Origin of the sequence: Holdemania filiformis, from assembly GCF_003459085.1 — a bacterium.
GTDB lineage: Bacteria > Bacillota_I > Bacilli_A > Erysipelotrichales > Erysipelotrichaceae > Holdemania > Holdemania filiformis.
This window is the reverse complement of record NZ_QRUP01000015.1, coordinates 25865-46786: the sequence shown is the minus strand read 5'-3', so window position 1 is coordinate 46786 and position 20922 is coordinate 25865. Positions and strand designations below refer to the sequence as shown.

The following is a 20922-nucleotide window of genomic DNA, read 5'->3' as shown; positions in this document are numbered from 1 at the left end:
GGCCTCATTCAAGTCTTTTTTATGTTTATGACGTTTCTTCGTGCTTTTACCCTTTGGCTTTCGCTTTCAGTTCCAGCTCGGCCCGTTCCTGTTCATAACGCGTCAGCATCGCTTCGACCTCATCCCGCTGCGCCGTTGTGAAATAAACGAAGCGGCTAACCTTCTTCACGGTGAATTCAACCTTGATCTCCTGAGTTTCCTCCGTGTCCGTAACGTCAGCCTGCGTGATCCGGTCCCAGGTATAGAGATTGCCCAACAGAACGATTCCCTGATCGCTGAAGCCGCTGCGCATCTGGCTGTAAAGCACCCCCAGCAAGACGATCAGCACAGTCTGGATGATTGAGAATAACGAATGATTCTGAAACAGCCGGATAATTCCGATTCCGACAAAGAACACGGTAATGATCCACGTCGGTCCCAGCTTCCCCGCTACCTGTACCTGCCGGGAATGAATAGCCATCCGGGTAAAATAAAATAATAAAATCAGATTGACGATGACAATCGCGATTTCCATGAATACTCACCTCATGGTGAACATTATACCATGATCCGCAAGCTTTAGAAAGAGCCGCGAATCGCAGTTGACAAGCCCATCAAATCAAGCTAGGATTAAGCCAGCCAAGGAGGAATTTTCATGGAACTGCATTTTTTCACTGGAAAACAACCTGGTTTCGAACAAGCCGCCGCGATCCGTCAGGCGGTGTTTGTCGAGGAACAGGGATTTCATAATGAATTTGACGAAACTGACGAAACCTGCCTGCATTGCGTGATCAGCGACGGTCCGCAGCCGGTCGCCACCTGCCGGGCGTTTGCCAAGGAAGACGGAAGCGGACGCTGGATTATCGGCCGGGTGGCCGTCAGCCTTCCTTACCGCGGACAGCGTCAGGGAGAAGCGGTGATGAACGCGATGATGAAGCATCTCGCTCAACAGGGCGTGCGGGAAGTTGAATTGTCCGCCCAGTGCCGCGCCGCCGGTTTCTATGAGAAGCTGGGATTTATCTCCACGGGGGAAACGCACATGGATGAGTATTGCCCGCATGTCACGATGATCAAAACGCTCTGAACGCCGGCTGTCATCCAAACAGAAAAACCCAAAACAGACAAAAGGGAATCCGCACGGGATTCCCTTTTCTTATGGTTTATCGTTCGGCAACCAGCGCCAGGTTTTCCTCCAGCATCTGCCGGATCATCACTTCCCAGGCCGTGCCTTTCAGTTTCTCCATCGCTTCGCTCAACAGCTTGCGGCAGTTTTCCTCATCGTTTTTATAATAATACAGCTTGGCCGCGCGGTACAGGAAAATTCCCTGATAGAACGGATTGGTCATCTTGGACGCCAGATCCAGCACCTCATCCAGGATCTCCGTGTTGTGGTGAATATAAATTTCAACCAGAAATGTGCATTCCTTGAGGATGCTTTCAACCTGTGAATTGTTGAATTTCGCGGCGATCGTCTTCAGCGTATCATACGCCTTGAGCGCCTTATCGAATTTTTTAGTATCAATATAATAGGAAACTTCCTTCTGCGCCAGGCCCAGCCTGTTTGCGGGATTCATCTTCGCCGCATCCAGCTGCTCGAAGATTTCTTCGATCTTCGCCGTTTCATTTTGCATTAACAGCGCGTCAATCGCCATCAGCGAACGGGTTTTCCTGGAAAAGAACATTTTTCCTTTCCAGCTGTTGAGCACCTGAAGATATTTCTCCGGGTTGACTTCCTTATACAGGATTTCCGACAGCTCGACCATCAGCTTCTGCATCATCCGGTTCAACAGGAAGTACAGAATCAGGCCGACGGCGAGAATCAGGACAAACTGAATGACTTTATTCATGACTTTCCCTCGACTTTACTTTGTTAACTATACCATAAAACACGTTCCGCTTACAGGCAGGCACGGTAAATTTGAAGAATATCTTCCCGGGTCAGCGGTACAAAAGCGCGGCTAAAATCTGTTTCCGCAGCCTTCTCCGCCATTTCTTCCAGCCGGCTTTCGTCGATTTCCACCTCGCGCAGCGTCATCGGCAGACCCATCGAAGCGAAGAACACCGAAAGTCTTTCAATACCCTGCTGCGCCGCCGTCCAGCAGTCCAGCTGCGGATCCACGCCCCAGACATTCAGGGCAAACCGGGCGAAGACGTCGACGGTCTGTTCGTTGAGCACATGCTTCATCCAGCGCGGCGTCAGAATCGCCAGACCGACGCCGTGGGTGATGTCATAATAGGCGCTTAAGACATGTTCCAGCGGATGACATGTCCAGGCTCGGTTTTTCCCCAGCGAATTCAGGCCGTTGATCGCCAGCGACGCCGCCCACATCAGATTCGCGCGGGCTTCGTAGTCGTCAGGGTGAGCCAGCGCTACCGGCGCCGACTGAATGCAGGTTTTTAACAAAGCTTCCGACAAGCCGTCCTGCACGGAAGCGCCGCGGACCTGATCGAAATAGGACTCCATAATATGCGACATGATGTCCGCTGTCCCGGCCGCGGTCTGGCTGCGGGGGACTGTGAAGGTATAGACTGGATCGAGGATGCTGAAGCGCGGATACATCCCATAGCTGCTGAAACCTCGTTTATCTTTAGTTTCCGGATTGGAGATGACCGCGATGTTGTCCATTTCCGAGCCTGTTGCCGCCATCGTCAGCACGGTGATCAGCGGCAGGCAAGCCTGCACTTTCGTGCGGTCGAGCACCAGCTCCCAGGGATCCCCGGCGTACGGAACGCCCGCGCAGATCGCTTTCGAGCAATCCAGCGTACTGCCGCCGCCGACCGCCAGCACACAATCCAGCTGATGTTCGCGGACTAACCGGACACCCTCGCGCACCGATCCGATTTTCGGATTGGACTGCACGCCGGACAGTTCCTGCCATTCAATCCCGTTTTCTCTCAACAGGTGGGTAATCGTATCGTACAACCCGGTTTTCTTCACGCTGCCTCCGCCGTAGACCAGCAGCACCCGCGAACCGCAGGTCTGAATCAACTCCGGCAGATGTACGATCTGGCCTTGTCCGAAGTAAACTTTTGTTGGAATGTCGTAAATAAAATTATTCATGCTTTCGTCCTGTCCTTTCTGAATAACGTGTTTCGTTTACAACGTCAACCTGACGGCTGACTTTTTTCTCTGAAGTCTGACCTTATGCTTGGCTCAACGGCCGGTTACTGTCCGGGCTGGGGAAAAACCACCGTCAGCAGCATTTTAAATTTGGCCTCGGCATAGACGGCGTGCGGTTTCCCGGCCGGCATCACGATCGTTTCGCCCGCCTTGCAGAAATGCACATGACCGTCGATCGTAAAGCGGCCGATCCCTTCCAGCACCAACACCATCGCGTCGCCTTCCGATGCGTGCGTGCTGATTTCTTCACCCTGATCAAAAGCGAACAGCGTCAGGCTGACAGCATCGTTCTGCGCCAACGTTTTACTAACGATCTGTCCCGGCAGCACGGCGATTTGATCGGCTAATTTCAAATTAACTTCCGGTTCGATGTTCTTAATATAGCTCATTGGGATTCCTTTCCCGGGGACATTCCCCGTTTATAACGACCCCTCCGGATCGTTTGCTTCTGCGATTATTTTACCATGCTTTCCAGAGTTCCGCGCACTAATCCTGTCGAGGATGCAAAAAGCGGAAAGTTCTTCTCCATCCGCCGGCAGCCGCCTGAAAAAATGAAAAATCTTCTCAGCGATCACGGATAATCCCTGACGGCAACGCCGGATTGACCCGAAGCTTGAGAAGATTGATAAAAGTGAATCCGATTCCCACCGGTTAATTCCGTCAGCGGAACGCAAATTGCGGGCGCGGCGCAGCGATGGAAAACAGAAGAGGGAAAGTGGAAATTATTTCAGATCTTTCCGGCTGAACAGAAGAACGGCGATTCCATTGAATATTAAAATCTGGATCAAAGCATACAGTGCAAGAACGGGTTGAGGATGTGCCGGTTCTCCGATCATCCAGGACAGCTGCAAAGCCTGGCCGCCCGGCAGGAAATCAGCCAGAAAGCTCACGACTTTCCGTTCCTGGGGATTCAAATAGGCCGGATTCTCAATCCATTCCGCCGTCGGAAACTCCCCTTCCGGCGTTCCTTCGACAATCTGCAGGCGTTCCGGCTGATTCAGACGCGACAGACTGTCAAAGCCCTGCCCCAGCAGCAGCAACGCCGTCAACAGACAGGTGATCGCGCTGACCGTTTTGTTGGAATTAAGCAGGTTTATCAGGGTAAACAACGCAGCATAACTGCAGCTGACTAACAGGGTGCAGCCCGCCGTTTCCAGCAGGATTGGCAAGGACGTTCCCAGGCCGCCGAACAGCGGCAGTCCCACCGCCAGAGCGCTGATCAAATAACCGAAGCAGAACACCATCCCCGCCAGCGAACAAAGCAGAAAATTAGATAAAACAAGGCTCGGCCGGGAACATCCGGCGATGATCTTATTGCGGAGCGGGCCGTCGCTGTATTCCGTCCCGATGAACAGACTGCAGAAAACCGCCATCACCAGACCGAGGATCATGACATAGATAAAGAATCCGGAAGCCAGCGTACTGTCCGGATCGCCGTTGAGCGAAAGCGTGCGGACCAGTCCGAAAATCATCATCAACAACAGAGAAATCCAGAACGCTTTTTGTCGTTTCAGCCGAAATAAACCGGTCTTCATCAGATTACGCATGCTTGTCCCCTCCGATCAAATCAAGATAATAGCTTTCCAACGATTCATCCTGTTGATGAAGCGCCTGCACCGGGCATCCCGCTTCCGCCAGCTTCAGCAGCAGCTCGGAAATATTGCCGCCGCCATCGATCAGCACGTCATTCTCCGCCTGCTCGCAGGCGTAATGCAGCCGTTGGGCGACCTGAATGCAAAGCTGAGGGTTGGTGACCGTTAACCGCCAGCCGCCGCGGCATTGCTTTTGAAGTTCTTCGGCGCTCAGCTCCTGAATCAGCGTGCCGTGATCAATAAACCCGTAATGGGTTGCCAGACGCGACAGCTCGTCTAAAAGATGGCTGGATATCAGAATCGTCATCCCCTGTTGATTCAGGCTTACGATCAGCTGCCGCAGATCTGCGGTTCCCTGCGGATCCAGACCGTTGAAAGGTTCATCGAGAATTAAGAACTCCGGATCGCTGGCCAGAGCGGAGGCAATCCCCAGCCGCTGACGCATACCCAGAGAAAAATTCCGGGCTTTCTTAGTCCCCGTCTGATCCAGTCCCAGCCTTTTTAACCGGCGCTCCACCTGATCGTTTTTCGGTTTGCCCAAAAGCAGATTCTGCGCCTGTAAATTCTCAGAAGCGCTCATGTCCAGATAAATTGCCGGCGTTTCGACAATCGCGCCTGTCTTTCGCCGGACGGCCGCGATGCGCGGATCCGTGTGTTTTACGCCGTTGAGGCAATAGAAACCCTCGTCCGGCCGCTGAAGTCCGGCAATCGTCCGGATCAGCGTTGTTTTTCCCGCCCCGTTCCGGCCGATCAAGCCGTAAATCGAACCTTTTGGGATATGCATCGTCAGTTTGTCCAACGCCTGGAAATGACGGTACCGCTTGCTTAGTTCGTGCATGGTCAAAATAAAGTCCATTTCCTTTCTCCTCCTTTATGCGTCCTCAGTATACAGGGCAAAAGAGAGGAAAACCGGGGTGAAAATGCTAAATAATAAAGAAAGAATCGGAAAAGAAAAATTCAGAATTTCCGCATGCCGCCGGATAATCGCTGAATTCATCCGCCCCCAGCCTGTCCGCGCTCCTTCAGACTGAACGGACAAATCCCGCGAAAAAGAAAAGAACTGCCGGAGTCATGAAGCTCCGGCAGTCTGTAACTTATTCGGAATCAGGATCTCCCTACGAAGTCCTGTCCATTCTGTTAATCAGAAATTGTAATCGTAAACATTGCCTGCGGATCGCCTGCCAGCCCCAGATAGCCTCCGGCCGGCAGCGTGACCGGCTGATCGCCGTCCGTAACGCGGTTGTATTGGCAGAGCATCGCGGGATTGTAGACGAAGACCCCGTCAGCTTCTGTGCTCACCGTCAGCGTCTTGCCTTCCAGCTCTGCCGGAATCGACAGCCATTGGGTATATCCGTCTTCTCCGATCGTGACAGTCAAGCCGTCTTCAAGAATCTTCGCGGCTTCTGCGCTGACGTACACATCGCCGCCGGCCTGCAGATATTCGATTCCGTCTTTCGTGAAAAACTGGTAATCAAACTGATCGCGGCTGCCGCTGCCCGGAATCTGGACAATCGCCTCGGCGCGGTTCTCATCGACGATCCGGTGAGCGTTGACATAGCCTTCCGCAAACGTGCTGATCGGTGCCGGCGCGACGGGCAGAATCATTTCGTAAATCTGCGACGAGGCGTCCTCGCTGAGCAGCAGGTACGATGTGGCGCTGCGCTGCTGCCAGGCTGATTTTACAGTGTCGGACAGCGGATTTTCTTCTACCTTCATCGCGTAGTAAACCGTGGCGGCCGTATAACCCAGTCCCGAAATTTCCGTCACGGCTTCGACTTTCAGATAGGTGTTTCCGCCCTTTTCTTCAAAGCTGAACAGCTGATTGGTCATCGGCGAAGGCAGCAGGAATTTGCCCTCTCCGACATGTGTCAGCGGTGTTGGGGTATCCGGCATCTGTTCGACCGTGAAGTTCAGCATCCCCTCGTCGGTAAAGTCGATCCGGTACAGCGACGTGGAGTCCGCATACAGTCCGGCATAGTCCTTGACTTCATCCGGGATCGCCGGGATTGTTTCCGGCACGGACGGCAGCTGGTAATGCGGCAGTGCTTCGCTGATCGCGCCTTTTTCCAACAGCGCCTGTTCCAATAATGTCGCGGCCATCATCTGATTATAGGAACTCAGTCCGCCCGAACTCAGAACGACACAGGTCAGGCCGTATTCCGGAACGACTGTGAAGTTGGCATGCGAATACATCGTATCGCCGCCTTTGGTCAGCGCCTGGATGCCGCCCTGGGCAAACGGCGCGAGCGCGACGCTGTCCCAGCCTAAGCCGTAATCCAGACTGTTGGCTTCCTCACTTGGCCAGATCCCTTTTGCGGCTTCGTTTTCACTCATCGCGCTTAAAGAATCGGCGCTGAGTACCGGAGAACCCGGCATGAACGCCTGGCCCCAGCGGCATAAATCCTCCGCCGTGGAGAAAAGACCGCCGGTGCCGATCACCGATACGATATCCGCCGGAATCTCCCGCTCCGGCTGACTTGCGGAATAGACTTTCGGCATGGCGCTGAAATCAACGTTTTCCACCGGCGTCTGCGTCCGGGTCATGCCCAGCGGTTCTAAAAACTGCGAGCGGAGGTAGCTGGTAAAATCCTGACCGCTGACCTTTTCCACAACCAGCTCCGCCAGCACATAACAATCGTTGGAATACACGGAATATGCGCCCGGATCCGCCTGCAGCCGCATCGTTTTCAGCGTTTCCAGGAACGTATCATGAGCGGTTGTGCTCGGTGTGAACACAAAGCCCTCGTCAAAGGTCGAACCCGGCAGTCCCGCGCTGTGGTTAAGCAGCATCCGCACGGTGATTTCAGAATAACGCTCATCCGCCATCGTGAATTCCGGAAGCAGCTCTGCGACCGGCTGGTCGAGTTTCAGCTTGCCTTCTTCCTGCAGCTTCATGACGGCCGCGGCCGTAAACACCTTGGAGACCGATCCAATCGCATATTGATCGTCCGCGCTTAACGCCTGATCGGAGCCCTTGGCAAACACGCCCTTCTGACCCGACACGAGGATCGTATCCCCATCCATCAGCGCATATTGAACGCTTGCGGCGCCCAGCTGACTGACTAACATCTCCGCCAGCTGATCCGCGGTCTGCGTCAGTCCCGCGGTATCCGGCGCCGGCTCGCTGCTTGGCGTCGGCTGCGGCTGCGCTGTGCAGCCGGACGCCATGATCAACAACGCCAGCAGGCATTTCCATTTTTTCATTAAAATCCCTCAACTTCCTGATCTTTTTTTCGATCTGACTGTAATTAAAACACAGCTGACCGGCAAAAACAAGCCGGCGGCGATCAACGGAGAAAATCAGGACCTGACTGGATCCGGATCTGAGCGGAGCCGGGGGATGGGCAGAGCAAAAGAGGAGAGTCCGGTTTATTCTTTCTGCACCGGATTAACGTGCACGGCGCAGTGCTTCACCCGCGGGATCGTTTCCTCCACGGCTTGATGAACATTTTCAGCGATCGCGTGAGCGTCAACCAACGGCAGCTGGGCGTCGACGCCGATCTCCAGTTCGACATAAATCCGGTTTCCGAAAATCCGGGTGCGCAGCGTATCAATCGTGACCACACCGTGCTGGCTGAGGATCGTCTCGGCTATCGCATGCAGCGCTTTTGTGTCGCAGGACTGGTCGATCATCTTGTTTAACGATTGACAGAACAGCTTGACAGCTACGGCCAGAATCAGGACGCAGATGATCAAACCAACGGCCGGATCCATCCACAGCCAGCCCTTCCGCGCACCGCCGATCCCGATCAAGGCGCCGACCGATGACAAGGCATCGGAGCGATGATGCCAGGCATCTGCCATCAGAGCATCAGAATCCACGGTGAGCGCGGCCCAGCGTGTCCACCAGTACTGGCCTTCCTTGACCAAAATCGAAACCACCGCCATCATCAGCGCCGCCTTGCCCGGGACTTGCAAGGCTGCCGGATGACAAAGCGTCCTGATCGCGCTGACCCCGACGCCGACGCCTGTTATTCCCAGCATGACAGCCAGAATCAGGGACGCGGCGCTTTCCAGCCGTTCATGGCCAAATGGATGATTGGCATCCGCCTGGCGATGTCCGCAATGCACGCCGATCATCACGACGACGGTACTGGCGCAATCGGATGCGGAATGGACGGCATCGGAAATCATCGCCTGCGAATGACCGGCAATCCCGGCAAACAGCTTAAAAACAGAAAGCAGTAAATTCATAAGAAAGCTGGCCAGGCTGACGTTCAGCGCCAGCTTTTCAGCAGCATCGGAAAAATGAGATTTCTCTGTCATGATTTAATCCCTCGCATTCCTCTTATCTTATGAAGTCTGCGGTCTTCCGGTGATTTAATTTCTGATTTTTCAGGCTCTTGGAACAAGGAATCTCTGTTTCACAATCACTTCGTTTAGTTGCCGTGCGGTATGATGGATGGAATCCAATTTCGCTTTTTGCGTTCTTTCCCAGATCCAACGTGGCCATCCCGGGTCAGATCATGACGTCCGCTCTTGAACCGTCACCTGATGAATCCACTGCCCATGATGAATCCGCCAGTCCCCCACAAACGCCTTGATCACATCGTCGCACCGCAGGATAAAGAAGGTCATGAATACCGGAATTCCCGCCTGCTGCGAACACCACCAGCCGACTGGAATACAAAACACCCACAAATAAAATACATCGTTGAAAAAGACGAACCGGGCATCCCCGCCGCCGCGCAGAATGCCGACATTATTGACAAACCCCATGCAGCGGAAGATTTCAATCAACGCGCCCACGGTCATAATTTGAACGAGCACGCCGAACGTTTCCGGCGTAATGTTGTAAAATTTCGGCATCAGCGGAATGATCGCCAGAATAAACAGACAGGCCAGCGTCCCGCTCACCGCCCCGACCCGCTGCAAAAGCCGAATCGGCTGATCCAGCTCGGCCTGTTTCCCTTCGCCGATCAAGTTGCCCACGACGACCGAGGCGGCTGCGGAAATCCCCTGCGAGAGCGCGCAGGAAATCTGCGCCACGACGTTGAAGATCGCATACGCCGTCGCAAACGCGAAAGCCATGTGACCGGAGATCATCGTCAGCACCGAGCTGCCCAGCACCCATGTCAATTCATTGGCGACCACCGGCGCGCAGTTTTTGACAAACGAAGGCCACAGAACCTTCTGCGGATGGAGAATCCAGCTGAAACGGAAACGAATCTTTTTCTCAAACCCAAGCGAATAAATGATCAGAATGGCGCATTCCAGCATCCGCGCCAGAATGTTCGCCAGCGCACTGCCCACAACGCCGCAGGCCGGAGCGCCCAGATTGCCGAATACGAAAAGCCAGTTGAAGATCACGCTCGCCCCGATCGACGCCAGCGAAGCGCCCATTGCCACATTGACATCGCCGACAGCCCGCAGCGTATTGCCCAGAACCGTCGTGATCCCAAAAAACAGGTAGGACACGCTGACGATCCGCAAATACTGTGTACCGACCGCGATCACTTCGGGGTTGTTCGACAACAGCGTCATGACCTCGCGCGGAAACAACGCTGCGATCGCAACCAGTACCGCCGCTGCGCTCAGCATCACGCGGAACGTATAGCCGATCACCGACCGGATCGCTTCGCCATCCTGTTTTCCCCAATACTGCGCGATCAGCACGTTAGCGCCGCCGGTTGTCCCGAACAATGTCAGCTGGAAGATGAAGAACAGCTGGCTGGCCTGCGACACCGCGGTCAGCTGCGTTTCACCCAGCGCCCCGACCATCAGCGTGTCGACCATGTTGATCCCGACGGAAATGATCGTCTGCAGCGCTACCGGCACTGCGATTAACAGGATCGCTTTCAGCAAACCGAAGCGTTGAGGGTTGAGAAAAAGCACGTTCCCGTGCTTCTTCCTCTGCTTATTCATCGTGCGTATTGAAGTATTTCATCTCCGGGAGCGGATCCTGCGTTTTAATGTCCTTCAATTCAATGCCGTAATCCACCGCCAGCCGGTAAGCGAGGATTTCCACAACCGGCGCATATTCCAGGCACGCGAAGTCCTTCGAGGCCGGCGTGAAGCCCAAATCATCGGCGTCGATCGGATTAGCGCCGATCACATACGCATGGCCGACGTCGTTTTTCATGTATTTCGCAATGCCCATCGCGAGATGGTTATCCTTGCCGCCGTCGTTGAGTACGATGACCGCATGCCGTTTCGTGAAGCCCATCGTCGGTCCGTGCAAACCGTCGTCCATTTCATAACCGACGCACATGAAGCGCTTGGCGATCTCGAGAATTTTCAGCGCGCCTTCCATCGCAACGCCGTACAGACTGCCCGGGCCATACAGAACAAAGGCATCGACGTCCATCAACGCTTCCTTGTTATGATCAAACCAGGCCAGCGTCCGGTCGCAGATTTCCTTGTGGTCTTTCGTCACTGCCAGCGCGTCTTCCGTATAGGCCGCCGCTTCCGTCTCACTGACAACGCCGCGCGCCTGACCCAGGGCCACGCCCATCAACATTTCCGTCAGGATGCTCGCGCAGTAGCCGATCGTGCGCATGCCGTATTCTTCGTAGCCGCAGCCCATGTCGATATGCACGTCCGCTTCTTTTGCCAGCGGGGTTGTCGGCGCTTCCGTGATCGCCGCCGTCAGGCAGCCCAGCGCTTTGACCTTTTTCAGCGACTGCTGCGTCAGCGTCGAGGTACCCGACTGGGAAACAAAGACATACAAGGCCTTCGGATTGTAGACGGTTTTCGCCAGGAACTCGTTGGGAATCATCGTGCTGGTTGACAGCTTGCTTGCTTTTTCAACAAAGCGGTACGCCGTCAGCGAACAGGTGTTGCTTGTGCCGGAACCGATAAACATGATTTCGTTCAGCTCGCCCAGGCGGTCCTTCACCGCGTCCAGCAGCGGCGCAAAGGTTTCTTCCCGGCGTGCGACGATCCCTTCGATCACCGACGGTACGCGATAGATGCAATCTAGTAATGTCACCATTTCTTTTCCTCCTTCAAATGGAATAGAATCTGATCAGGCAGAGGATTCCCTGCCTGATCGTCATTCTTCTTTCTTTTATTGTAGCTTGAAATCCGGTTGTTTTACAGACTTCGCTTAGAAAATACCAATCCAGGTCCCCAGGATCGCGAAGACCATCAGGCCGAAAATCAGCAGCGTTGCGTTGACTTTCTTATTCAGCAGCTTGAAGCAGAACAGTGTCAGTAACAGCGGAAGCAGGTTCGGGAAAATCGTGTCCAGCATTGCCTGGATCGACTGTTCCGCGCCGCCCATCGTGAATACGAAGCCGATATTGCAGGAAACCATCGTCGCGGTCATCGCGCCGACCGTCATCAGACCGACCGTGCTGGCCGCCTTGGTGATAAAGCTCATGATGCCGTTTTCCGCGGCGCTGCTCATAAACTTCGCGCCTAAGCTGTAACCGACATACGGACCTAAGAAACGGACGAATGCGGATGGGATGTTATACATCAATAAGAAGACAATCGGTCCGAGAATGTTGCCGCCGGCCGCTAAGCTCAAGCCGACGCCCATCGAGATAACGCGCCAGGTACTCTGGAAAATCGAATCGCCGATGCCGGCGAACGGTCCCATCAGGGAAGACTTCACCGCGGAGATCGAAGATTTATCAAAGTTTGGATCCTCTGCGCCCTGTTTTTCCATCGAAGCAACCAGGCCGGTGATGAAGCCGGAAACACTTGGGGTCGTGTTAAACAGTTCCCAATGCCGCTTGTAGCCTTCGATCCGGTCTTCTTTTTCCGGATAATACTTGTTGATAACCGGGATCATTGTGTATAAGAACGCCAGCGCCTGCATTTTTTCCCAGCAATACGGAGCGCTCATGGTATGGGATCGCATCGCGATCTGGAAACACATCTTATTTTCGTCTTCAGTTAAATTGAATTTTTCCTTAATCATTGAACAGTTCCTCCTCTTCTTCAGCGGATGATTGCGTTGGTTTGTGACTGCTTTCGACATACAGCACGATGACGTACAGGATGCCCAGGATTGCGATCGCCATCAACGGCAGACCCAGATACGATGAGAGAATGAATCCGACGAAGAAGTAAACCGCCAGCTTTTTGGTCCACATCATCTTCAACAACAGCGCGAATCCGACCGCGGCCAACATTCCGGCCGCAACGCCCATGCCATCTAAGAAGACAGCCGGCAGAACGTCGATAAACTGCTGGACCGCAACGGAACCCAGCGCCACCGCGCCGCCGCAGATCAGGGCTTTGAAGACATACATCGTTGCGGAAACGACCGGCATCATGCGCTGTAAGCCTTTATAATCGCCCTTGGCTACCATCTTGTCGATCATCGGCGACCACAGGGAACGCAGCGCGACTAACGGTACGAACAAGGTCTGGCACAAAATTGAAGCCGGGATCGCCAGAGTAAAGGCGGTTTCTACGCCCTGACCCAAAATAATCGCGTAGGCGGTACCGACAGCGGTACCGGAACAGGCATCCGGCGGAACTGTGCCGCCGATCGCCATAACGCCCATGAAGACCAATTCCAAACTGGCGCCGACGGTTACGCCGGTCGCGACATCCCCTAAAACAATTCCGATCGCCGTGCCCACGATCAATGGGCGTGTTGTCATGGGGTAGGAGCACCAGGTTTCAATGAACTCCAGTGCGAAGACAGTCAATCCTACCAAAACTGCTTGCATCATAAGTTTTTCCTCCTCAAATAATCTTTTTTACGTCGGTCTTTGATTCGCTTGGAACCATCTGAATTTCAACTTTGTCCACCAGAGAATTCAATTCCCGTAAGGCGTCGATGTCCGCATCATCCATGTGAACGTTCGCCGCCACCTGTCTGCTTCCCTCCTTTTTCTTGACTCCTCCGATGTTGACGGTGGTAATCTGATTGCCCGTCGCTTTCGCCAGCTCCAAGGCGTCCTGAACCGTTCTGACAATCAGGAAAATCCGGGTCTTCTTCGTGCGCGGATCATTCAGCAGCACCGCTGCGTCCTTCACCGTTTTGATCGCGAGCTTCACGCCGGCCGGTTTGGCCATCTTGAACGCCAGCTTGCTCATCTCGTTGGTCGCCGCCTCGTCGTTGGCAATGAGAATCGCATCCGGCGCGACCTGATTCACCCAGGTCACCGCGACCTGTCCGTGAAGCATCCGGTCATCCACTCTGCACAGCTCTACCATAAAACATCATCCTCCATTCCCTTTTCAATTTGTTCCACCGCCTGCTTGTGCGACAACACGGTGATCGTGTCCTTTGCCGACTGCACGGCGTTTTCCAACAATTCCATCGTGGAGATGTCCTGAACGTTCAGATGGCATTCCAGGATCATCGACAACGTCATGCCGCCGACCAGATACACATTCGGATACCGGCACAGTTCCGTCAGCTGATTATGCACGCTGCCGCCGTGGATATCGCAGAAGATCATGAAGTCGCAATCCGGCTCGGCTGTAACCTGCCGTTCAATCCGGCGGGCGATTTCCGTTGGGGATTCGTAATGATCCAACCCCAGAGCCTGGATTTCTTCACAATCGCCCATGATCATTTTGGCGGCGCTGAGCACCCCTTCGGCCATGGATCCATGAGAAGCCAGAATTATCTTTCTCACGGGCTGTCCTCCCTTCTCTACTTACGCTCAAATATAAGCAATTAGTATGCCAATTCGTGCTTTTTTTCTTATTTTCTATTTTTTGGAAGAAAAAAAGCTGAAATTCCGGAATTCTTTCTGAAATTTCAGCTTCAATGCGGGGCGATTCATGCTTTTATTCAAAGTAACCCGTTTCATCTTCGACACTATTTTCCTCTTTCTCGACACTGCCGAGGGCAATGTATTCATACAAATAGCCAATTTCCGACAACGGAATTGACACATTGTAAATCCGTTCCACCTCGGCGAAGCTCTTGCGGATGACGGCGATGAAATCCTGATGCTTTTGCTGGAGCTCGTCCAGCTTGTCATACGGCGCGACGGTCTTGTTGATGATCAGCCGTTCGATCAGACAGCTGATGTGCAGATACAGACCGACCTTGACGTTGCTTGTAATCCGCAGGCCCAGCTGGGCTTCAATCGACCGGATGATCGTTTCGACGTTGCCGAGAATGATTTCCGGGTTGAGAATCGTCAGATAGTTCAACAGATTTTCCATCGGGAAGTTCCGCAGCAGGTTGTCATTAAACTGCTGGATCTCGTCCGGACTCATGAATTCGTTAAGCAGCTCGGAGATCTTCTCAATGTTCTTCTGTTCGATCAGCTCTTCCAGCGAGATAAATTCCACACCCTTGATCTTCGGATCCATCGTGCCGACAACGAACAGAATGTTGTATTTGTCAAACACCGGAGCCTGAGAACCCATCGTCTCGATACTGTCGTATTCATACGAAAGCACCGGGATGTTCTGCCCTGCCGGCAGACTCTTTTCCAGCAGCTTCTTGATCTTCTCCGCCGTGCCGAAGCCGCTCTGGCAGATCGACAGGATCGCGTTGGCCTTCTGGCGGTTGCGGACGATCAGGTAGCGGTGCTGGTTGCGGTTGGCCGCTTCCTCCAGGATCGTTTCGATCCCTTCTCCCTCCATGATCATGCATCCGATATCCAGCGCCAGCTTGGTCGTGACGTTGTTAATGATGCCGATATCGACATTCTTTAGATTTTCCGTGTACTTGTAGATTTCCTCCAACGATCCCATATCCACCATCAGCAGCACTTCCTTACACCCTTCCAGATGTTTCAGATAGTCGGACACCTTGCGGATGATCACGTCCACGCCGCATTCGATCGGCATGTCGATGGCGTCGAAGATCTTACGGCGAAGCAGCTGGTTGGCAACCTCGGCAATACTGCTGGCAATGTTGAAGCCATGCGCGATGATCAGCACCGGAATCTGCGAGGTTTCCATTTCGCGGTTAAAATACATCATGTAGATCAACAGATCAAGATATCCGATCCCTTCCAGCTTGATGTTCAGACTGTCCTGAATCAGCCGGGCAACGTTGCGGATCGCCGTCGCGTTGATCGGAAACAGGCGCTGAATCGCCTCGATGCAATCCTGAATTTCCTTGTGGTATTTCTTATCCAGCGGCAGGCAGGAAACGCTGTGGCTGGCGAAATCGAGAATGAAGCGCGACATCGTTACGACCTCGGAATTGCTCAACTTTTCCAGATTGTATTTCTGCGCGGTGATCTGATAGATATTCTCAACCAGACTGGCCGTCAGATCGTCCTTAGGCGTTTTGCCTGCGGGATTGTTGAAAAACAGATAATCCGTGTAGCCTTCCAGCAGGATATACGCTTTTTCAATGAACTCCGGCATCGGCAGATGATTCCGGTATTGTTCGATCAGACCTTTATTGAAGGTATAAAGCATCGTTTCAAAATACTTCTGCTTCATCATCTGGCGGGTGTCGATCATCTTGCCGTCGTCATATTCCATCAGCTCGCCGTTGGCGGTTCCGCTTTGAAGCAGGAAGCTGGGCAGATCATACAGATGCAGCTCAACCGGATCGGCGGCCGGATCGCGCAGATAAGCTTTCGCAACGCTGGCGCGGATCGTGTTGCCCAATTCTCCGACGTTGCCGGGGTAGGCATGATTGACCAGCGTCTGGTAGGCCAGTTCGCTGAACACGACCTGCCGGGCGATCTTCCCGCTTTCCTGGGCAACGATCTCATGCACCAGCTCGCGCTTTTCCTGCAGAGAACGGTCGACGAGCGAAGGCACCTGAACGAGAATCGGAATCCGCCGCAGCAGCGTTTTTAACAGCACCTTCTGCGGATCCTCCGTCGTCGCGAAGATCAGCCGCACCTTCGCGGAATACCATGTTTCATTATCGCCGACCATGTGATAGATCCCTTTGTCCATAAACAGAAAGATCTTCTCCTGACATTCCGGTTTCAAAGCGTGAATCTCATCGAGAAACAGCACGCCGCCGTCGGCCAGCGCCAGTAACCCGGCCTTGTCCTTCTCCGCACCGGTGTAAGAGCCTTTCTTATAGCCGAACAAATTCGTCAGAAACAACTCCGGATTGTTGGCATATTCGGCGCAGTTGACGGTGACGAAGCTGCCCTTCTTGTCGAGAATTCCTTTTTCCACGCTGTATTCATAGGTCAGCTGCGCGATGTAGCTTTTGCCCGTGCCGGTCTGTCCCTGCAGGAGAATCGGCAGGCCGATGCCGGGATAGGTGATCGCCGCCTTGCATTGCTCGACGCATTGCTTCAGACTTTCCTGATGTCCGACCAGCTTGCGGAAAGACACGATCTTCTCCTTCCGCGCCGCTGCCTCCCGCATGAGTTCCTCCACCGAATCGTAAGTGGATTCCAGATCTTCCGCCTTCGTCCGCTCGCACAGCGCGGCTTTGTTTAAAAAGTAGACCGGACGCGTGTTGATTTTAATGACCGTCCCCTCGCCGTGCGCTTCGTTGAGATATTGCGAAACAAGATTGCGGCTCACCCCGAAACACTCCGCCAGTCCCTGAGCACTTAAGCCGGACAGATCGTTCCAGGCAAAATGCCGGGTCGCTTCCGCCAGCGCGTCGAGAATTTTTTTCTTTGCCGGACTTTCCATACGTTTCCCCTCCTTGGGTTCTTCCCTTAGAATAATTCGATCAAAAAAGATTACAATTTAAGAATAGGTTCGGAATCCGACTTTGTCAATCCAACGCGGATTAATTTTGAGAGCGCTCTCACAGGGAGCGGATTGTGCTACAATAAGAAAAAAGGAGGGGACCGCATGAAAAGTACGCTCGCTTTAACGCCGAACATCCAGCCGCAGCACCGCTTGAAACCGGCCATGCTGGAATCTTTGAACATCCTGCACATGAGCTCCGACGCCCTGGCAGCTTATCTGAACGAGCAGATGCTGAGCAATCCCCTGCTGGAATGGAGCGATCAGCGGACTGCCCGGAGCGATGATCTCTATGAACAAGCCGGACAATTTGTCGCCGCTGAGGTTTCCCTGAAACAACAGCTGCGGCAACAGGCGGCAGTTTTGTTGGATCCGGCGGATCAGGTGATCGCGGAAACCTTGATCGGCTTGTTGGACGACGACGGTTATCTGCGGGAGGAGCTGGACGCGCTGTGCGGTCTGGTGCACATCAACAAAACAAGATTAAATCGAATTCTGTCCCAGCTGAAAACTTTGAAGCCAGCCGGAATCTTCGCGCACGATCTGCGTGAATGCCTGCTGCTTCAGCTTATGGAGCAGCATCCGGAAAATGAACTGGCCCGGCGGCTGACCGAACACCTGGAAGCGCTGGCCCGGGGTGGTACAACGTCGTTGTGCAGGATGCTGCATTGCACAGCGGATCAGTTAAACGAAGCGATCACCCTGCTTCGCCGCTGCGATCCCAAGCCTGGCCGCAGTCAGGGCGCGGCCGCGGCGCCGCTGGTTTGCGAAGTCCAGGTGGAGATCGAGGACGGTCAGTTTAAAATCGCATTAACCCACAGCTTCAGCGAGCTCATTTTCAACCCGATGCCGATCGACGATCCAACAGTTCAGGATTACTTGAAGCAGAAAACCGCGGAAGCCAAAAGCCTGCTTCTGGCGATTCAAAAACGCAATCAGACGCTGGCTTCGATCACCCGTGCGATCTGTCTGAATCAAAGCGCGTTCTTTCTGCGCGGACAACCGTTGATTCCCTTAACCCGCCATCAGATCGCCGATCAGCTCGGTCTGCATCCCTCAACCATTTCCCGGTCGCTGGCCGGCAAGGGGTTGGAATTCAACGGTCAGCTTTATCCCTTCTCTGTTTTTTTCTCCGCCCAAGTCCGGAATGATCTGAGCCAGGATCAGGTGCTGCGACAGTTGAAGCGCCTGATCCATGAAGAAGACGCGGAAGCGCCGCTGAGCGATCAACAGCTGAGCGACCGGCTGAAGGCGCTGGGCTGTCCGATCAGCCGGCGGACGGTCGTCAAATACCGGGAAAAACTGCGGATTCCTGATTCCCGTGTCCGCCGTCAATGGGCCCGTACCGCTTTGTGCCGCACCCCTTCAGGGAAAATAGAAAAGTAGCCCGGATTCTCCCTTTTTCCGGCTTGTTTCAATTATTAACAACCGAATCTTCTGATCTCTGTTATAATGAACTTACAAAGGGAACTTATAAAAGTTCGAAGGTGAAGTTATGCAGCGATGGAAAAGACGCGTCGATCTTCAGGTATCCCTGCTTACGGCAGTCATTGTTTTTCTGTCTTCCTCCATCGTTTTTATTTTATGTTACTCGTATACGTATAATGGGATGATTTCAGAATTAAAAGAACGGGTTCATGCCATCGTCAGCTATGTCAACACGTCGTTGGATCCGCTTACCTTTACTGAAATCCATGACCGGGACGACATGGCCTCTCCACTGTATCAACAGACGGCTCAGTCGCTGCGCGATGTTCGCAGCGCAACCGGCGTTCGTTATTTATATACCGCGACGGTCACAGAAAACGATACCCTGATCTATCTATTAGATGGCCTGGATCCGGACAGCGAGGATTTCCGGTATCCCGGCGATCTGATCGAACCGGAGATTCAGCAGGATTTGCGGACAGCGCTGGCCGGGAACGAGATTATGCCGGATGCCATCAAGTCGACGGATTGGGGGAAAATTTTTATAGCCTATTCGCCGGTCTATCAGAACGAGACGGTCATCGGCGTGGTCGGCGTTGAATTCGACGCCGGGAGACAGGCTGAAATTTATCATCAGCTGCGAAACTTTATTCCGCTCATCTTAATCTTCGCCTGTGTTCTGGCCACCGGAATCGCCTTCTTTGTTTTCCGCCGGATTTCCAATCCGCATTATAAAGATCTGGCAATTACAGATCAGCTGACGCAAATCCGCAACCGCAATGCTTTTGAAGTGGATATCGGCAATCTCAACGCCTCCCGTCAGTTCAAAACGATGGGAATTCTTGTGGTGGATCTGGATCATTTAAAACAGGTGAATGATGAACTGGGGCATATTCAGGGAGATTTGTATATCCAGAAAGCGGCGGCGATTCTGCAGGAATGCCTGGAACCGCAGGCGATTCTGTACCGGACCGGCGGCGATGAATTTGCGGCCTTGATTGCCGACACTTCCGGACAAAAGAACTTGAGCGAACTCTGCGCCCAGCTGAAAGCTCTTTATCAAAAGAAGCGGCCGGACTGGCCTGTGGAAACTGGCTTATCGGTGGGATGGGCTGTTTATGAGGCCGGCGATCATTCTGTCGAGGATATCTACCGGCGGGCAGATAACGCGATGTATCAAGATAAAGCGATGACGCATCCACGATAAAGCAATGTTCAGCGAGCTGAGCGTTGCTTTTATATTTGGCTTTTCCAATGTAGAATTAATGGCTTCGTTCCTGAAGCCTGTTCAAAATTTTATTAAAGTCGAATCCAAAAATGAATTTTCATGATTTTTAGGACTGAAAAGACAGAATAAAGGCCAGAGAGGACTCTGACCTGTTTCGCTTTTTTAGGGCTTGTTCGCTGTTGTTAAAACAGGGGTTAAGCCTGACCGTTCCATTCGTCAAAGAATTCCTGAAGGTACTGTTCCATAAACGCCGTGCGTTTCCGGGCCAGACGCCGGCCGGTTTCCGTGTTCATTTTACTTTCCAGAAGCAGCAGCTTCTCATAAAAATGGTTGATCACCGTACTGCGCTCGCTGCGGTAAGCCGCGGCGTCCATCTGCGTGCGCGGCGGCAGTTCAGGGTCGTACATCGGATTGCCGACATGACCGCCGTAATAGAAAGTGCGGGCAATGCCGATCGCGCCGATCGCATCCAGCCGGTCTGCATCCTGGACGATCTGACCTTCTTGGGATAAGACCTGCTTTTCACTCAGATTCTTGGAAAAAGACAAATGATCGATGATCGCGAATACTGACGCCTGAATCGACGGATCAATTTCCGCCAGACGCTCTTCCAAAAACCGATGCTCCGTTTGAGGATCCGCCGTCAGCTTATCGTCAATAACGTCGTGAAGCAGCGCCGCCGCAACGATCAAATAAAGATCGCAGGGCGGTTCGCTGCGGGCGATCAAGACTGCGTTGTTTACCACGCGCAGAATGTGATCCAGACTGTGCCCGCTGGTATCGCCGGCTAATTTGGATTGCGCAAGGACATAGAATTTTTTGCAATTTTCAATTTGCGTGTTATTCATGCTTCTCCTTTGAGGGCGAAAACCGCCCGGTTCTGTTTATAGGTTAACTTGTACTCCGTTTGTTTATCATAAATCAGACCGGCAATGAATTCAAGTTGAAAAATCAAACAATCCCGTCAGCCGCTCGGCCGACATTCGACTTGTCCAAACAGAGAAATCTCAGCTTCTTTT

At 53.3% G+C, this 20922-nt stretch carries 19 protein-coding genes; 3 read left to right on the top strand and 16 right to left on the bottom strand.

Annotated elements, in window-relative coordinates:
- Positions 1 to 46: 46 nt before the first annotated feature.
- Positions 47 to 514 (bottom strand): hypothetical protein, encoded by a 468-nt coding sequence (locus DWY25_RS12130; protein ID WP_117895440.1) that lies wholly within the window; start codon positions 512 to 514, stop codon positions 47 to 49.
- Positions 515 to 634: 120 nt separating this feature from the next.
- Between DWY25_RS12130 and DWY25_RS12125 the strand changes: the two genes are divergently transcribed.
- Complete coding sequence (locus tag DWY25_RS12125) at positions 635 to 1063, top strand: GNAT family N-acetyltransferase (protein WP_006059457.1); 429 nt, start codon at positions 635 to 637, stop codon at positions 1061 to 1063.
- A gap of 76 nt (positions 1064 to 1139) precedes the next feature.
- On the opposite strand, the gene DWY25_RS12120 is transcribed toward DWY25_RS12125, so the two are convergent.
- The 14 genes from DWY25_RS12120 to DWY25_RS12055 form a co-directional block, all read right to left on the bottom strand.
- Entirely contained in the window at positions 1140 to 1826 is a 687-nt protein-coding gene (locus DWY25_RS12120) for a hypothetical protein (RefSeq protein WP_117895439.1), read from the bottom strand.
- 50 nt (positions 1827 to 1876) lie between these two features.
- The gene (locus tag DWY25_RS12115; protein ID WP_117895438.1) at positions 1877 to 3040 is read right to left on the bottom strand and encodes an iron-containing alcohol dehydrogenase; all 1164 of its coding nucleotides are present in this window, start codon (positions 3038 to 3040) and stop codon (positions 1877 to 1879) included.
- 104 nt (positions 3041 to 3144) lie between these two features.
- Positions 3145 to 3489, bottom strand: coding sequence for a cupin domain-containing protein (locus DWY25_RS12110; protein WP_117895437.1), 345 nt, complete (start codon positions 3487 to 3489; stop codon positions 3145 to 3147).
- Between the two features lie 333 nt (positions 3490 to 3822).
- Complete coding sequence (locus DWY25_RS12105; RefSeq protein WP_117895436.1) at positions 3823 to 4647, bottom strand: ABC transporter permease; 825 nt, start codon at positions 4645 to 4647, stop codon at positions 3823 to 3825.
- Positions 4640 to 5548 carry an ATP-binding cassette domain-containing protein gene (locus tag DWY25_RS12100; RefSeq protein WP_117895435.1) on the bottom strand — a complete coding sequence of 303 codons (909 nt, stop codon included), beginning with the start codon at positions 5546 to 5548 and terminating at the stop codon, positions 4640 to 4642. Before DWY25_RS12100 ends, DWY25_RS12105 begins: the two co-directional genes overlap by 8 nt.
- Positions 5549 to 5829: 281 nt before the next feature.
- Positions 5830 to 7896, bottom strand: coding sequence for a serine hydrolase domain-containing protein (locus DWY25_RS12095; protein WP_117895434.1), 2067 nt, complete (start codon positions 7894 to 7896; stop codon positions 5830 to 5832).
- 165 nt (positions 7897 to 8061) lie between these two features.
- Positions 8062 to 8958, bottom strand: coding sequence for a cation diffusion facilitator family transporter (locus DWY25_RS12090; protein ID WP_117895433.1), 897 nt, complete (start codon positions 8956 to 8958; stop codon positions 8062 to 8064).
- Between the two features lie 198 nt (positions 8959 to 9156).
- On the bottom strand, positions 9157 to 10527 hold the full coding sequence (locus tag DWY25_RS12085) for an MATE family efflux transporter (protein ID WP_181981807.1): 1371 nt from the start codon (positions 10525 to 10527) through the stop codon (positions 9157 to 9159).
- A 22-nt stretch (positions 10528 to 10549) separates the two neighbouring features.
- Positions 10550 to 11626 carry an SIS domain-containing protein gene (locus tag DWY25_RS12080; protein ID WP_006059469.1) on the bottom strand — a complete coding sequence of 359 codons (1077 nt, stop codon included), beginning with the start codon at positions 11624 to 11626 and terminating at the stop codon, positions 10550 to 10552.
- Positions 11627 to 11740: 114 nt separating this feature from the next.
- A complete protein-coding gene (locus DWY25_RS12075; protein ID WP_006059471.1) occupies positions 11741 to 12562 on the bottom strand; it encodes a PTS system mannose/fructose/sorbose family transporter subunit IID in 822 nt (273 codons plus the stop codon).
- Complete coding sequence (locus tag DWY25_RS12070) at positions 12555 to 13325, bottom strand: PTS mannose/fructose/sorbose/N-acetylgalactosamine transporter subunit IIC (RefSeq protein ID WP_006059472.1); 771 nt, start codon at positions 13323 to 13325, stop codon at positions 12555 to 12557. The genes DWY25_RS12075 and DWY25_RS12070 overlap by 8 nt, the downstream gene beginning before the upstream one ends.
- A 13-nt stretch (positions 13326 to 13338) precedes the next feature.
- Complete coding sequence (locus tag DWY25_RS12065) at positions 13339 to 13812, bottom strand: PTS sugar transporter subunit IIB (RefSeq protein WP_117895431.1); 474 nt, start codon at positions 13810 to 13812, stop codon at positions 13339 to 13341.
- Positions 13806 to 14240, bottom strand: a complete 435-nt coding sequence (locus DWY25_RS12060; RefSeq protein WP_039864616.1) for a PTS sugar transporter subunit IIA — start codon at positions 14238 to 14240, stop codon at positions 13806 to 13808. The genes DWY25_RS12065 and DWY25_RS12060 overlap by 7 nt, the downstream gene beginning before the upstream one ends.
- A 154-nt stretch (positions 14241 to 14394) precedes the next feature.
- On the bottom strand, positions 14395 to 17187 hold the full coding sequence (locus DWY25_RS12055) for a sigma 54-interacting transcriptional regulator (protein ID WP_117895430.1): 2793 nt from the start codon (positions 17185 to 17187) through the stop codon (positions 14395 to 14397).
- 165 nt (positions 17188 to 17352) lie between these two features.
- Here DWY25_RS12055 and rpoN point away from each other — a divergent pair, with 165 nt between their 5' ends.
- Positions 17353 to 18633 (top strand): RNA polymerase factor sigma-54, encoded by a 1281-nt coding sequence (rpoN, locus tag DWY25_RS12050; RefSeq protein WP_117895429.1) that lies wholly within the window; start codon positions 17353 to 17355, stop codon positions 18631 to 18633.
- 109 nt (positions 18634 to 18742) lie between these two features.
- Positions 18743 to 19882 (top strand): GGDEF domain-containing protein, encoded by a 1140-nt coding sequence (locus DWY25_RS12045; RefSeq protein ID WP_117895428.1) that lies wholly within the window; start codon positions 18743 to 18745, stop codon positions 19880 to 19882.
- A gap of 215 nt (positions 19883 to 20097) precedes the next feature.
- Here the strand turns inward: DWY25_RS12045 and DWY25_RS12040 are convergent, their stop codons facing one another.
- Positions 20098 to 20751 (bottom strand): HD domain-containing protein, encoded by a 654-nt coding sequence (locus DWY25_RS12040; protein WP_117895427.1) that lies wholly within the window; start codon positions 20749 to 20751, stop codon positions 20098 to 20100.
- Positions 20752 to 20922: the final 171 nt, after the last annotated feature.